13 protein-coding genes are annotated in these 15,382 nt (G+C 55.6%); 5 read left to right on the plus strand and 8 right to left on the minus strand.

Annotated elements, in window-relative coordinates:
* Positions 1-341: 341 nt before the first annotated feature.
* The 4 genes from HZB29_06805 to HZB29_06820 form a co-directional block, all read right to left on the minus strand.
* A complete protein-coding gene (locus HZB29_06805; protein MBI5815306.1) occupies positions 342-965 on the minus strand; it encodes a hypothetical protein in 624 nt (207 codons plus the stop codon).
* Positions 966-1,188: 223 nt separating this feature from the next.
* Entirely contained in the window at positions 1,189-1,668 is a 480-nt protein-coding gene (gene fliN / locus HZB29_06810) for a flagellar motor switch protein FliN (protein MBI5815307.1), read from the minus strand.
* Positions 1,669-1,685: 17 nt separating this feature from the next.
* Positions 1,686-2,699 carry a flagellar motor switch protein FliM gene (gene fliM / locus HZB29_06815; protein ID MBI5815308.1) on the minus strand — a complete coding sequence of 338 codons (1,014 nt, stop codon included), beginning with the start codon at positions 2,697-2,699 and terminating at the stop codon, positions 1,686-1,688.
* Positions 2,700-2,736: 37 nt separating this feature from the next.
* Positions 2,737-3,231, minus strand: coding sequence for a flagellar basal body-associated FliL family protein (locus HZB29_06820; GenBank protein ID MBI5815309.1), 495 nt, complete (start codon positions 3,229-3,231; stop codon positions 2,737-2,739).
* Positions 3,232-3,680: 449 nt separating this feature from the next.
* On the opposite strand from HZB29_06820, the gene HZB29_06825 reads away from it, so the two are divergent.
* From HZB29_06825 to HZB29_06835, 3 genes are read left to right on the plus strand one after another with little or no spacing between them, the layout of a single operon-like run.
* Positions 3,681-5,390, plus strand: a complete 1,710-nt coding sequence (locus HZB29_06825) for a serine/threonine protein kinase (protein MBI5815310.1) — start codon at positions 3,681-3,683, stop codon at positions 5,388-5,390.
* 14 nt (positions 5,391-5,404) lie between these two features.
* Positions 5,405-8,668 carry a fibronectin type III domain-containing protein gene (locus HZB29_06830; GenBank protein MBI5815311.1) on the plus strand — a complete coding sequence of 1,088 codons (3,264 nt, stop codon included), beginning with the start codon at positions 5,405-5,407 and terminating at the stop codon, positions 8,666-8,668.
* Entirely contained in the window at positions 8,665-9,336 is a 672-nt protein-coding gene (locus HZB29_06835; protein ID MBI5815312.1) for a hypothetical protein, read from the plus strand. The genes HZB29_06830 and HZB29_06835 overlap by 4 nt, the downstream gene beginning before the upstream one ends.
* A gap of 15 nt (positions 9,337-9,351) precedes the next feature.
* On the opposite strand, the gene HZB29_06840 is transcribed toward HZB29_06835, so the two are convergent.
* The 4 genes from HZB29_06840 to HZB29_06855 all read right to left on the minus strand — a co-directional run bounded on the left by HZB29_06840 (position 9,352) and on the right by HZB29_06855 (position 12,373).
* Complete coding sequence (locus HZB29_06840) at positions 9,352-10,077, minus strand: hypothetical protein (GenBank protein MBI5815313.1); 726 nt, start codon at positions 10,075-10,077, stop codon at positions 9,352-9,354.
* A gap of 37 nt (positions 10,078-10,114) precedes the next feature.
* The gene (locus tag HZB29_06845) at positions 10,115-10,882 is read right to left on the minus strand and encodes an enoyl-ACP reductase (GenBank protein ID MBI5815314.1); all 768 of its coding nucleotides are present in this window, start codon (positions 10,880-10,882) and stop codon (positions 10,115-10,117) included.
* Positions 10,883-10,905: 23 nt separating this feature from the next.
* Positions 10,906-11,478: a hypothetical protein gene (locus HZB29_06850; GenBank protein ID MBI5815315.1), complete on the minus strand. Its 573-nt coding sequence runs from the start codon at positions 11,476-11,478 to the stop codon at positions 10,906-10,908.
* Positions 11,479-11,572: 94 nt separating this feature from the next.
* A complete protein-coding gene (locus HZB29_06855) occupies positions 11,573-12,373 on the minus strand; it encodes a YwiC-like family protein (GenBank protein MBI5815316.1) in 801 nt (266 codons plus the stop codon).
* A 280-nt stretch (positions 12,374-12,653) separates the two neighbouring features.
* Between HZB29_06855 and HZB29_06860 the strand changes: the two genes are divergently transcribed.
* Together HZB29_06860 and HZB29_06865 are read left to right on the plus strand one after the other, a co-directional pair.
* Entirely contained in the window at positions 12,654-13,547 is an 894-nt protein-coding gene (locus tag HZB29_06860) for an HDOD domain-containing protein (protein MBI5815317.1), read from the plus strand.
* A complete protein-coding gene (locus HZB29_06865; GenBank protein ID MBI5815318.1) occupies positions 13,544-15,373 on the plus strand; it encodes a GAF domain-containing protein in 1,830 nt (609 codons plus the stop codon). Before HZB29_06860 ends, HZB29_06865 begins: the two co-directional genes overlap by 4 nt.
* Positions 15,374-15,382 lie beyond the last annotated feature (9 nt).

The following is a 15,382-nucleotide window of genomic DNA, read 5'->3' on the forward strand; positions in this document are numbered from 1 at the left end:
AATCCATTCTTCCCTTGCCAGTTTTCCCGTTACCGTTTACTCTTTTCATGTGACCTCCTTGCTTTCCGTTGTTTTCGTTCAAAAACATGGTAGCAGGTGAGGTCATACCTTCGTTTCAACTAAGTTTAGGACACTTTCATTTTTAAAAACAGATTTTATAAAGTCATATGTATCCTCAAATTCCCATATATTTCTCATTGATGTAGCAACATAAACATCAAGATAATCCCATGTTAAGTATTTGATTGTGTTTCGAATAGCCCTCTCTCGTTGCTTGATTATATTTAGACTAAGGCTATTTAATTGCATTGCCAGCGGCAAAAGTTCATGTAATTTAGCTTTTAGTTGGGATTGCGATTGAGAGATAGTTTGAAGAAGTGCGTTTTTATCTGAATCATACATTTTTGATGAAAGATATCCGGTGAGCCAGTGTAATTTCTGGCAATCTCGTCTTTTGTATCATAAAGAGGCGTAAGTGGTGGTTGCCTTTTATAAAGTTTTTCAAGTTCTTTTTTTGAAATACGATTCCATGGTTCAAGGTATTTCACGAAACACGCTTCGCTTTTTTCCGTGCTTAGTTTTCTGAAAGCAAAGCGAAAATTTCCCAAAAGAAGAAGCGCATAAACACGAAATTTCTTAATCCCATTTTTGATTTGTGAAAATCTAAGAGTATCTTGATTGCTGCCATCAGATAAAAAGAAAAAATTAAAAAAAGGTTTTTCGACCCTGTCTTGGTTGAAAAGAAGAAGAAGCTCATTAAATTCTTCGTAGCATAATTTGATATTGTCTGGCCTATGTTTATTGACCCGAATCAGAAAAGACTCGACCGCCTTTTGAGCTGCCGAGCATAACTTGCTAATGACAATTTTTTGGCCTGTGAGTAAGCCGAGGAGGGCCGAAAGTTGATTGATATTATTTTCTGGTACAAGCGGATCAACTTCTTCATCCTGGTTGGATGTAATCATAATTCCATCCTTATGACTAATTAATGGAATTATACATATAAAATATTCAATATCAATTGAAAACTTGAAAAGGCAAGGTGATATTTTGTGCTAAGTATTGCAAGAAAGCCAGGTGGATTGAGTTTTACGAGCTTTTTTAAACTTAAACTTTAGTTGAGCGAATTTAGTAGGGGGCAATAAAGTATTTATTGGAATAATGAGGATAATATTAATATATATCACCTCACGCCATATTCTCTATCCGTTCCGTGGGGGAGAGTATCTCCGTGAGGCGTATTCCGAATTTTTCGTTCACCACCACCACTTCGCCTTTGGCGATAGGTTTGTCGTTCACCATCACGTCCAGCGATTCGCCGACGAGCTTTGTCAATTCGATGACTGATCCCTGGCCAAGCTGCAGAAGGTCGTTTATCAGCATTTTATTGCGCCCCAGCTCCACGGTGATCTGGAGGGGGATGTCCAATATCCTGTCCATCTCTCCCGGGGTGGCCACGCGCCCGGCGGGGGCGTGTTTCACGGCGACTGCTGGCGCTTCCTCTTCTTCAACGGCGGCCGGTGCGTGGGCTGGCGCGGCGGCGGCGGCTTCAGCGGGCTTTCCGCCCGTAGCGGCGGCGCGCAACATCTCCTTTTGTTTGGCCAGGTCTTCAGTGGCCGCCGCCCAAAGGTCTTCCTCGTTTTCGGCGTTAAGCTCGGCGTCGCCCATTTTTATTCCTCTTCAAGTCACCCCTCCATATTGGCCAGGTCCGGCTTCTTGGCCCCAAGCCTCGGCAATGTTTTGCTCACCTTCACCGCCCGGTTGGCCTTCACCGCGCCGGGATACCCCTTGTATTTGGGTATGCCTTCCACCTTTATTAATATTTCAGCGTCCACGTCGTTGTCCAGTGTAATCACGTCGCCGGGTTTGAGACTCAAAAAATCCTGGCTGGGGATGGTGGCCTTTCCAAGCTCCGCAACCACCTCCACATACGCCGCCGAAAGCCTGTCGCGCAACCTGCGTATCCACGCCGTGTCCACTTCCAACTGGTCGCTCTGAAACCCGGCGCGCAGCTTTCCTATGATCGGCTCTATGGTGGAATACGGCAGGCACACGGTCATTGTGCCGTTTATCTGGTCCAGCTCCGCCTCGAACATTATCACCACCACCACGTCGGTGGGGGGGACGATGGCGGCGAACTGCGGGTTCACCTCCGAGCGCACGAAGCTCATTTTCACGTTGTGCACCGGCTTCCAGGCAGCCTCCAGGTCCGTCAGGACCATGAGCACCACTTTTTTTATCATGCGCTGTTCGATGGTGGTGAAGTCCCGCCCCTCGATTTTCATCTTCGCCTCGCCGGCTCCGCCGAAAAACGTGTCCACCAGCGCGAACACAAGCTTGCTTTCCACCACCAGCAGCGCAAAACCGCGCAACGGCTCTATCTTGAAAATGTGAAGCGACGCGGGGACCGGGAGCGATTTTATGAACTCGCCGAACTTCACCGTGTCCGTGGAGACCGCGGAAATGTCCAGCGCCTTGCGAAGCGCCGCGGAAAGGGAGTTGCGGAAAAGGCGTGAAAAACGCTGGTTGATGATGTCCAGTGTCGGCATCCTGCCGCGGATGATCCGCTCCTGGCTGGTCAGGTCATAGGGGACTATTCCGGAATCGTCGGCGACGTACTCGACTTCCGTCTCGATCTCGCCGTCGGTGACGCCGCGCAAAAGCGCGTCAACTTCTTCCTGGGATAAAACCTGGCTCATTTAGGCGGTCACCGGCATTTTGGTCTTTTCAATCAAATTATTGTACCACGAACTCCACGAAAAAAATCTCCTGCGCCACGCCGGTGGAGATGAGGGAATTCACCCTTTTCGTAAGCTCCATTTTCAGCTCATATTTACCTTCGACCGACAGGATGTCCTCCGGGGCCTTGCTTGAAAGGACGGTGATGATCGCATCCTTTATCTGCGGCATCCTGTTGGCAATCTCTTCCTTGGCCTTCGCGGAAGAGACCTGCATCACCATCACGATCTTAAGGTACCTTCCCCCCTCCCCGCTAAGGTTGACGATGAAAGGCGGCAGTTCCACGCTTTCGCCAACTCCCCCTTTTTCCCCGCCTTTTTCACCATGTTCACCTGCGGTGGCTCCACCCCCCTCGCCTGCGGGAGCTTCCTTTTTGGAAAGCAGGAAAAACGCGGCGCCCCCTCCTACTGCCAGGAGCAGGACCACCACGGCGATGATTATTATCAACAGCTTGCTTTTGCCTTTTTCCGGCGCAGCCGCTTCTTCGGCCATTTTAAAAGCCCTCCAACGTTTTAGCCATGTTCACAATTTACGCGCGGACCGGATTCCGTACGCGGACGGTCCTCGTTATAGTTAAAGACAGGCAATATTGATGCCATCTTGCAAAAGCCGCAAAAAGCGTCAACTCCATGACGGAGCCGCCGGAAAATGTCCCCCCATAACGGCCAGCGCATATTATAAACCACGCAAAGGCGGATGTTTGGACATGTTACAAATAATCATCATATTTTTGACCGGGCCAAAGTTTGAATAAGCTTATAAAATGAAGGCGATAATCCGCGCAATCCAGGCAATTGACTGGACACCCTTTGTTTGAATGGCATATACTTTTTCAACGGTGGAACCAAGGTCGGTGGGGGGATGGAAATCCAAATAAATCATAGCGCCCCGGCCATATTATTTTCATTTCTTTCGTTTGGATCACGCGGAATCAACACCTGATGAAGGCTGAAATCAAGAAGCTTGGCCGGTATGAAATCATGGACGAGCTGGGCAGGGGCGGAATGGGGATTGTCCTCAAAGGTAGAGATCCACAGATAGACCGCATGCTGGCCCTGAAGATCGTCAAGATTGAAGAGGCCGATTCCATGGGCGCCAAGGAGCTGCTTGAACGTTTCTATATAGAGGCGAAGGCCGCCGGCAAGCTCAACCACACGAACATCGTCACCATCTATGACGTGGGGGAGGACGAAGGCAAAAAATTCATCGCCATGGAATTTATCGAGGGGAAGGACCTTTCCGCGCTGATTTCGACGGAAGGGGCCATCCCTTTGCCCAGGGCGGCGAGAATCATATCCCAGATAGCCGACGGGCTGGCATACGCCCACGAACGCGGCATAGTCCACCGGGACATCAAGCCGGGCAACATCCTTCTCACCGGGAATGACCATGTGAAGATAACGGACTTCGGGCTTGCCCGGCTTCAGTCGGCAGGGTCTGTCACCCAGACGGGGCACGCGGTCGGCTCGCCATCCTATATGTCTCCGGAGCAGGTGCAGGGGCACATGGTGGACGGCCGGTCGGACATGTTCAGCCTGGGGGTGCTGTTTTACGAGGCAGTCACCGGGAAAAGGCCGTTTGAGGGGGAATCGCTGACCACGGTGATATTCAAGATAATAAAGGACAAGCCGGCCCAGCCCAGCGCCGTGAACAAGAGCCTGCCCGAGTCGGTGGACAAGATAATCGGCAAGATGATGGCCAAAAATCCGGACGACAGGTATCCCACATGCCGCGATGTGGCCAGAGATCTGCAACAGTACATAAACCAGACCCAGTCGGTCTTTCCCCTCACCTCGTCGGACACGATGCAGACGGTGGACTTCAACAAAGGTGAGATATTGGTGGAGATCGAGTCCGGCTCTTCATCGGCCCACAAGCATATTCCGGAAAAGAAATTCCCGGTGAAGGCCGCGGCGCTGTTTGGAGGCGTGGCGTTGCTGATGGCGGCGGCGGTAATTTTTGTGGGGGGAGGCCAGAAGGAGCGGGCGGTTACTGAAAAAGTGGAGGCTCCCGCCGTGGCGCCCAAAACAGCGGAAGCGCCCCCAGCCCCCGCGGCCGATTTGAAAGCGCCGCCTGCCGAGCCTGAAAATGTTGAGAAGAAAGAAAAGACCCCCGCCAAACCAGCTTTGCCGGAAAAAAAGGCGGAGGTGAAGACAGCGTCGGCGCCTGTGAAAGCGGCCCCGTTGAAGACCGGGTCGGTGAACGTCACTTCGATTCCGTGGTCCAACATATACCTCAACGGCAAGGATATGGGGACGACGCCGAAGACATTGAAGAGTGTCCCCGAAGGGAAGGCCGAAATCAAGCTTGTCAATCCCGGATACAGGCGGCACTCCGGCTATGTGATGGTGAGAAGGGACGAAACTGTGGAGTTCTCCCACACGTTCACGGACGCAGAGGAGGTTGCGGGAGGCGGCGAGCGGAATTCAAAAGAAGCGGCCGAAGAGGCTGGTGTGGGGACTTTAAAAGTGCATTCCACTCCGGCGGGCATGGTGTTCATAGACGGCAAGCTTTATGGCGAAACACCGGTGACCGTGAACGACATACCTTCAGGACAGCACAACATGGTGCTCAAAAGGCCGGGCATGCAGGACTATAAGAGGAAGATCAACGTGACGCCGGGGATCACCACGAGCATAGCCGTTGAGTGATGCGCACTATAGCAATGAAGAGATTTGACGCGATGAAAATCAAGGCTTTGATGATGGTGCTGGCGATTGCCGCGCTCCTGTGCGTCAATTCATCCGCCGAGGCTCCGCCAGATCCGCTCGGCCCGGCCGAGACTTTGTATCACAAGGGCAAGTTCTCAGACTCCGTGGCCGCCGCGAAAGAGGTTTTGGAAAAGCTCGAAGACGGCAAGGCCAAAGCGAAGGCCCATGTGCTCATCGGCGTGGCCAGCCACGCGCAGGGGCTGACGGACCAGGGGGAGGAGGAGTTCCACCAGGCGGTGCAGCTGGATCCTTCGCTTAAACTTTCCACCAAAAAATACCCTCCGACAGTGATCAGGCTTTATAACCAGGCGCGGGCGCGCTATCTGGGGGCGGTGGCGGTGCAGACATCGCCGGGAGACGCGGAGATATATATAGACGGCAAGCTTGTTGGGCTCACGCCTGTGGTGGTGGAAGACCTGCTGGTGGGCAAGCACAAGATCAGGATCGTCAAGTCCGGCCAAAGAACGGAGGAGCGGGAGATCGATGTGCGCGAGTCGGAGAGGAGCGAATTCTACCTGGAGCTTTCCACCCGCGACGAGATGCCCCCGGTGATAGAAAGCCAGCGGCCGGATTCATGGCTGGAGGAGAAGTCCCTGCGTATTAAGGCCACCGTGACGGACAACATCGGCGTGGGGGAGGTGAAGCTTTTCTTCAGGGTGGCAGGCGGGACTCAGTATGAGTCCGTCCAGATGGAACAGACACAGAAAAACGTTTTCGAGGGGGCGGTCCCTGCGGAAAAAGTGACCCGGGACGGCGTCCAATACTATATCTCCGCATATGACAATGGAGGCAACGAGGCGCACGAGGGGAAGCCCGAATCGCCTCTGGAGGTGCGGGTGATGGCGGTGGACAAGGAACCGCCGAGGATATTCCACACACCGGTGCTGGCTTCGTCGGACGCGTCAAAACTATTTATCCGCGCCAACGTCAAGGACAACAAGGCGCTTTCCACCGTCCGGCTTTTCTACAAGCGCGGAGCGGACGCAACTTTCATCCAGGAGCCGATGAAAGACACCACCGGGGCGGGAGATTATGAAAGCCTGGTCCCGGAGGTCTTCATGGCGGCCAGGAAGATCAGCTATTACATAGAGGCGGCGGACGAGGCGGGCAACGTGCAGTATTCCGGCAGGGGGGACGCACCGCACACCATCGCCGTGTACAAGGTCCTCCCGTTTATTGACGGATACATAGTCGAGCGCAAGAAAGAGGGGGCGGACTCCACCAGGACCGTCACCGTCAATGTCGGCACGCTCAAGGGGTTCGACAAGGACAGGACATTCACCGTGTTCTCCGCCGATGAAAGGGTCACCGACCCGCAGAGCGGCATGGTGCTTTCCATCAACCAGAAAGTCACCGGCAAGGTGAAGATCACCATACCCGGCCCAGCGTCGTCGCAGGCGAAGATCACCACCGAGGCCGAGAGGAACGCGGTAAAGCCGGGCGACATGATCCGGTTCCGCCCGTCGGCGCCGGCGGGAGTGGGGGGGTATTCGAAAAAATACCGCGAGATCACCGTCACATGGAGCATGAACCCGGAGCCGGAGGTTTCAGGTTATGTCGTGTACCGTTCGGACAAGCCGGAAGGGCCGTTCGAGGAGTTCAAGAAGGTTTACCGGCGCGACAACGTGGAGGCGCAGGACAGAGGGGGCAAGACAAGGCTCGCCGACGGGCAGAAGTACTATTACAGGGTCGTGGCCGTCAATGAGGATAACGAGAAGTCCGAGCCGTCGGAAATCGGATTCGTGACCGCCAAGGGGGGGCCCAATCCACCAACGCAGGTGTCCGCCGCGCCCGGCCTTGTGCGCGAGATACCGCTTGCCTGGCAGAAGAGCGACGATGAGGAGACGGTGGGATACAAAATCCAGCGCGCCACCGAGGAGGCGGGGAAGTATGAGCCGATAGCCGACCTTGGCAACGGCGTCACAAGCTATTCGGACAAGCCCCGGGAGCGCGGCAAGCATGTTTTGGAAGACGGGAAAACATATTGGTACAAAATCGTTTCCTATAACAGGGACGGCAAATTCGGCAACGCCACGGAAGCCATTTCCGCCGCTTCCCGGCAAAAGCCCAAGGCCCCGTCCGGTTTGACGGTCACCTCCGCGGGTGTCCGCTCGGTCTCCATGTCCTGGGACATGCATCAGGATCCGGACATTGCGGCATACCGGGTTTACCGGAACACTAGCGGCGACGGCGTGTTTGGCATGGTAAAGGAAGTGAGCGGCCGGGCGGTCACCGAATACAAGGATCAGGATAAAAGCGGCGAAAAGATAAAAGATGGAGTAAGCTATTTTTACCGGCTTACTGCGGTAAATGGCGGCGGGGCCGAGTCGGACTTCACGCAGGCGGTGAACGCAATCACACTTGGTCCGCCACCGGCTCCGGCTGGCGTGGGCGCCAAATCGGGCCTTGTGAAAAAGGCGCTGGTGACGTGGACGCCTCTGGCCGAAAGCGAGGTGGCCGGATATACGGTATGGAGAGGTGAATCGCCATCGGCCATGAACATGATCAAGAAAATAAGCGACCCGAAGGCAGCTTCATATATGGACGCCGGGGACTGGCTCAAACGGATGAAGGACGGGACTTCATATTACTACGCAGTGCGGTCGTTCAACACCGTGGGAGTGGAGAGCGAAGCGGCGGTGGCGGTGGAGGCGAAAACAAAGCCCGCCCCGGTGCGGCCGTCCGGGCTTTCCGCCACGCAGGGGGAACCGGGCAGGTCCACATTGAAATGGAGCCCGAATCCGGAGGCGGACATCGTAAGCTATAAAGTGTTGCGGTCCGCCTCCGCCACAGGATCGTTTGGCGCCATCGGTTCCGTTAAAGAGACATATTACGAGGACACAGGGCTGAAAAACGGAATGACTTATTATTACCGCGTGCAGGCGACGGACAAGGACGAGCTTTTAAGCCCGGAGTCGGACACGGTGAGCGTCGCCACAAAACCGGTGCCGTCCGCGCCCGGGGAACTTTCCGCGGTGGCGGACACGTCTGCGGTGACGCTGACATGGAAAGCGAATCCGGAGCCGGACATTGACCACTACGAGATTTATTCGGCCGGATTTTTCGGCAAACAGAAACTTGGCGACAGCCCCCGTCCCTCTTTCATCGCCGACGGGCTCAAGCCCGACACCTCCTACACATTCGTGGTGACCGCTGTGGACAAGGCCGGCCTTGTCAGCGACCCATCCGCCCCGGCGATGGTACAGACAAAGAAATGAACAACCTTGCGGAGTGGGGACTTAAAATCGGCGGCAGCCTGGATCGGGAGGTGGTGCTCAACCATCTGCTGGAGGCCGTTGAAAAAATCCACGGCAAGACGGCGCGGATGGTGATCGTCCCCGGTGGCGGAGGATTTGCCGACCATGTGCGGGCCCGGTGCGGAGTGCGCAACGTTCCCGGCCACGTGTCGCACGTGCAGGCGGCGCTGGGGATGGCGCAGTACGGGATAGAGATCGCGGCCAAGCTCGAATGCGGCGCCCTGGTCCACGACGAGAAGGAGACCCGCGAGGTGTGGCGCGCCGGTGGGATACCGGTGTTCATCCCCTATCCGTTCATATTGACCTGCGCGGGCATCCCCAAAAGCTGGTCGGCCACTTCGGACACGGTGGCGGTGGAGATTTGCAGGGCGCTGTCCATCAGCCGGCTGGTGCTGCTCAAAAGCGTGGACGGGATAATGAAAACGGACGGTGCGGCGGCGGCGGAAGTTTCGGCCGGCTCCCCGCCGGACACGGACGTTGTGGACCCGCTTTTCATGAAACACCTCACCGGCGGGATGGAGGCGTATATCATCAACGGCAGGAAGCCCGAGCGTCTGGCCGCGTTTTTCGCGAGGGGAGAACTGGAAGGGACGAGGATAGCGGTGGACAAAACAGCGGCGCCATCCTGAAGCGCTATCGGGCAATCACCCCGCCATCACGGCTCCGTGGTCACCTCGGCTGAACTCCCTTATCAGCATCGCAACCTTCTCGGCGTCAATCCCGATTCCGGCGCGGCCGTTCAGCGCGACGGCGGAACGAAAACCAGCGTAGTCCGGCTGGAGCCTCTGTATGTCCAAAACGCTTTCCATGTCCAGGCATCCGGACACGGCGGTGAAAAGGCCGAGCATCTTCGCTTCGATTATGAATGTGGAAAGCTTCGCAAAGCCCAGGTGGGTGAACACCGACCTGCCGTTCTTCACCCGCGTGTCCACCAATACACCCTCAAATCCCGCGGCCGCCGCAAGGTATGGAAGCTCCTCCACCCCGGCAGCCGATGGGATGCGCGGATCGGCGTAACCAGCCCCAACAAGCTTTACATGCGGCGGGACCGCCTGACGCAATTGATGCAACACAGGCGCCGCCGCCACGCCGCTGGTCTCCGACACGCAGACCTTTAAAATGTCCGCCCCGGCGCCGCTCATGGAAACGGCGAGTTTTATTATTCCTTTGGCCCCTCTGCCGGATATTTCGCCGAGCGCGACGGAGACAGGGGCCATCCCCCCCACCAGTTCCACCACTTTTTTCACTGTTTTCACGGACGGCGCTTCCATCGGACCCTTGGCCGCGTCCTTTACGTCCACCACGCCGGCAAGGCCAAGCACAGCCGGAACCTCCGCGGGGTCCACAACGCTGAAGATAGTTTTTACCATCGGCTTTTCCCTGGAAATTTATGAATGGCCGTGGGTGTCAGACGCCGGTGGCCTGATAACCGCAGTCCACGAAAAGGACCTCGCCGGTGATGGCCGTGGACATGTCCGACAGGAGGAAAAGGCCGGCGTCCCCGATCTCTTCGAGCGAAACGTTGCGGCCAAGAGGAGCGCGCGACTGGCCCATGTTGAGCATCTCCTTGAAGTCCGATATGCCAGCCGAGGCCAGTGTCTTGATTGGGCCAGCCGATATGGCGTTGACCCGGATGTTTTTGGGCCCCATGTCCACCGCCAGGTATTGGACGGAAGCCTCCAGCGCCGCCTTGGCCACCCCCATCACGTTGTAATTGGTGATCACCTTGCGGGCGCCGTAGAAGGTGAGGGTGAGCAGCGCGCCGCCGTTGGGCATAAGTTCCACCGCCTTGCGGGCCATGGCCGTGAACGAGTATACCGAGATGTCCATCGTATTGAGGAAATTGGCGCGGGTGGTGTTGTAGTACGGACCCTTAAGCTCGTTCTTGTCCGAAAAAGCCACAGCGTGCAGAACGAAGTCCAGCGTTTGGAAACGTTCCTTGGCAAGGCCGAACACCTCGTCTAGCTGCGCGTCGTTGGTGACATCAAGCTTGTGCACAAAGGTGGAGCCGACCGATTCGGCCAGCGGACGGACGCGTTTTTCAAGCTGGTCCAGCGCGTATGTGAACCCGATTTGCGCCCCCTGCTTCGCCAATGCCTGGGCGATGCCCCAGGCGATGCTTCTCTCGTTGGCGACGCCGATTATCAGCCCCTTTTTACCCTCCATTATTCCCATACGGACCGCTCTCCTTTATCGTGTCACACAATCCCGGCGGCGCGCTTGAATCCGTCCAGCCCGTCGCGGGTGATCAGTTTATGATACACAAGGTAATCTTCAAGCCTGTAAATTTTCTGCTCGGCCAGCGCCTGGCTTAACAGCGCGGCGTCTATTCTCCGCTTGGCCACGAGCCAGTCCCCCAGCCGAAGCGCGTTCACCCGTTTGGAAAACAGCTTGGTGAAGCTCTCCTTGGTCATGATTCCCAGCTTTTCCATGAGGGAGACCACATTGACCTTCGCATCCGGATGGGAAGCTATTTTTGCGTGGTTTTCATCGCTCAAATAGCCGTCATTGGCCAGTTTTTCACAGAAGCTGAGGTATAGCTGGTTGTTTTCCATGAAAAACTCCTCGACATCCTCCCGGCGTATATATCCGCGCTCCACCAGGATGTCCCCCAGATAACGCCTGCCCTCGCTGTCGAGCTTGTTGCGGAAGCCCAGAAAAGCGATGAAGTTTTCCTTTGAGACCATCCCGCCGTTTATAAGCGCCCTTGCAAGCCTCGCTTCATTAGGATCAAGACGTTCAAGGCCAGGTTCTATTTCCGTGCCGGGCATCATTTTCCCACAAGCGGTTTTAAAGCGAATAAAGCGTAATTCTATGCTTAATGCCGGGTGAACTCAAGGACAAAGGGCCGCCGCCCCCGCGCCTTCATCCCCAATAAAAGGCGGCCGAGAGCAACAAAGTGAAAGCCGAGCTTAAACGCATTTCCGAATAGCCCACCTGCATAGGCCCAGGCGGGGGCGAGGTGTTTTTCATATCGAGCCGGAATTTCGCCGACGCCAGCAAAAACGGCGGAAAAGCGGTCCATGGCGCAACGCCCAGGGACGCGGCCACGATGACGGCGGCGATCCCAAGGCATGCCATGTGTATCATCAGCTCTTTTTTGAACCACGCGGTCTTTTCCGCGGCCGAGCCAAAGGACGCTCCGGAACGTATCCCCAGAAGAGTTTTCCTGGCCGTCATCACCCTGTCGAAAAACCAGATAAGGCAAAGCAGGTACACGATGACGGAGGCTGGAGTTATCTGTCCGGTCTGGGTGTAGCTTGCGGCGGGGGCCGTGAGCGTGAGCCCGGCCACGCCGGTCAATTCCACCCAAAGCTCCCGCTGAATCCTCGATGCCCCCGCCCACATCTTAAGTCCGCCAAGCGCCGCCCCCGCCGCCGCAAAAATAAAAAGCCCCCAGCGGCCGTACAATATCAAAAGGGGTGAGAAGAATATAACGGCGCAGATCGAATATATGACAAGCCACGCAAGTCCGCGGTCCCTGGCCTGGGCCGATAAAGGCGCAAAGACCATTTTAAACGGTTCCACAATCATCATCCCGGACACAACGGCGGCCGATAGCAACAACGCCGCCATGAGTTTGAACCCGTCATCGGCGTGAACACTCAGCGATCCGGCAAGCAATGGAGCCAGAATCAGGACCCAAATACCATGTTCTTTGGGCAAAACAGGTTTTCCCGGCGCAAACATTTTAGTTATCTACCCACTCCATTTCATAAAATACCAAGGCCATGGCAAGACATTGGACAACAATGCCATGCAACAACTTTATACGCCAAAAGCTATCGTACGCCATACGACTTTTATCATGAAATATTCAATCCATGAAACATGTTGAGACACGCTGTATTTTTTTATTATTGTTTCTTATTGGAGCAAGGTGTATCATTCCGGGGTAAAGTGGTGTCCCTCCGTCATAAATTATATCGTTTATTGGTGGAAATAAATGCTTGAGCAGACAAGTCTTGCCAAAGAGAAGCGGCGGATTCTTATCCAAAGGATAAAGGATATCCCCACACTTCCATCTTCCATCCACAAGATCATACAGTTGGCGGACGATTCATCGTCGACCCCCACTGCGCTGGCGGAGGCCATTTCGAAGGATCCATCCATAAGCTCGTTGATTCTAAGGCTTGTCAATTCCGCATTTTATGGCCATTACAGGCAGATATCGTCCATTTCCCGCGCCGTGGTGATATTGGGTTATAAGACTGTGAAAACGATGGCGTTGGGTGTTTCCATATTTCAGGGAACCTCTGCCCGGGGCCGACAGGTGTTCAATCGCAAGGATTTTTGGACTCACTCGCTTGGAGTGGCCACTTTCACAAAAAAACTGGCCGTCAGGTTCGGCGGAGTGGCCGGGGTGGACGGGGAGACTCTTTTTCTTTCCGGCCTCCTTCATGACATAGGGAAAGTTGCGTTTGACAATTATTTCAACGAAGAATTCGCGGAAGCGGCCGCCGAGGCGCAGAAAAACGGCGAATGGATCGGCATACCCGAACTTAAATATCTTGGCATGGACCATTCCGAAGCCGGGTATTACCTGGCCAGGACCTGGAATTTTCCGCCACAGGTGATCTCCGGGGTCAGGTTTCACCACAGCGTCGCGGAGTGTCCTAAGGAGGACGGGATGGACAAGGCGGCGGCGGTGGTGAGCATCGCCGATTATGTATGCAGAAAGTTGAAAATCGGCTCCGGCGGTGACAATGTGGAAGCCCCTCTGTTCATAGAGGCGCTCAATCTTTGCGGAATAACTCCGGGGGATGTGGAAGCGCTGGCGGTGGACGCCGGCCTTTTGGCGGACAAGGAAATGATCGAATCGTTCGTGAGCGCAAAATGACAGGCGAGATGGAAGAGCTGAAAACTCAAATAGACGACCTTGCAAAGGAGCGCGACATTTACGCCAAGGCGCTGGCGGAGTCCAACGCCGCGTTCCGCGAGAAGGTGAACGAGTTTTCGATCATCCGCCGCATCGGGGACGCCATGCGGTGGAATTTCGACAAAAAGCAGGTGTGCCAGTCCATCGTGGACGTGATAATCGAGGAGACTTCCGCCGAGAATTGCTCATTGTGGCTTGTGGACACTGCGCGCTCCTGCATAAAGCTGGCGGCGGCGCGCGGCCAGAGGGACATGAAGGCCCGGTTTTTCCCGCCGGAGGACCCGAACACGAACCAGATAGCCCTTGGCGAGGGGGTATCCGGATGGGTGGCCAAGAACGGCAAGCCGATGTTGATAAAGGACGTGGCCGAGAGCAACCAGTTCATCGAAATGGGGGCGAAGGCGCCGTCCATAAAATCTCTTTTGTGCATACCCATCACCGGCGGGGACGAGACCGTGGGGGTAATCAACCTTTCCCACCCGGACATTGGCATGTTCTCAAAAGAGAACGAGCGGGTTCTGGCGCTTATCACCAACCACGCGGCGATAGCGTTTGCCAACCTGTTCCTTTTCGAAAAGATTCAATCCTTCAATGAAGAGCTGGAACGGACCGTGGAGGAGCGCACGCGCTCGCTGAGCTTTTCCGAGAGCAAATACCGCACGTTCATGGAAAACGCCGGGGACGCCATCCTTGTGGTGGACAAAGCCGGCGGCAAGATTATCGAGGTGAACAGCCGCGCTTGCGAGTACACGGGCATGTCCAGGGAGGAAATGACCGGCCGGGACATAAATTCGATCCTGGGGGGCGGCCACAGGAACATGTACGACAACATCGTCACCGCGGGATTCGGCCGGATGGAAGGGGTGCCGATGATCACCAGCGGCGGCTACGAGGTGTTTTCGGACATCACGGTGAACGTGATGTCCACCCAAGGGGGGGAATTCGTGCATCTTGTGATCCGCGACATAACCCACAAGCTCAAGCTGGAGGCCAAGCTCAAGGAGTACAACGAGAGCCTGGAGGAGATGGTGCGAAGGCGCACCGAGGAGCTGGAAAAGGCGCAGCAGGAACTGTTGCACGCAAGCAAGATGGCGGCTATAGGCGAGCTTGCCTCCGGCGTGGCGCACGAGATAAACAATCCGTTGGCGGTGATAAGCGGATACGCCGAGGACTTGAGGGACAGGATAAAGTCCAAGGGGCTGGAAATTGTGGGGCACGACGGGATCATGTCCGTGATGGCGATGATCACCACGCAGGCGGAGCGGTGCCTGGAAATAACGCGTTCCCTTCTGAACTTCTCCCGCCGCCAGGAGCTTTATCTGAGCGCCGTGGACCTGAACTACGCCATCCGGGTGACGCAGGGGATGGCCATGCACCGCGCGTCCGATAAAAGGATAGAGATGGACAATTTCATGGACCCCCACCTGCCCCAGGTGGTGACGGACCTGAACATGCTCGAACAGATACTGCTCAACATATTCAACAACGCCGTGGACGCCATAGACGGCGACGGGAAGATATTCACCCGCGTGACCGCGCGGGACGGTTCTGTGCTCATCGAGGTGGAAGACACCGGCCAAGGGATAAAGAATGACAACCTTCCAAAGATATTCGACCCGTTCTTCACCACCAAGCCGGTGGGGAAAGGGACGGGCCTCGGCCTTTCCATAAGCCATCACCTGGCGGAAAGCCTTAAGGGAAAGATAACAGTGGAGAGCGAACCGGGGAGGGGGGCGCGATTCACGCTCACAATACCTGTTGGAATCGAAAACAAGCCAACGCAATGACAAAGGGGT

The organism is Nitrospinota bacterium (assembly GCA_016235255.1).
GTDB lineage: Bacteria > Nitrospinota_A > UBA7883 > UBA7883 > JACRLM01 > JACRLM01.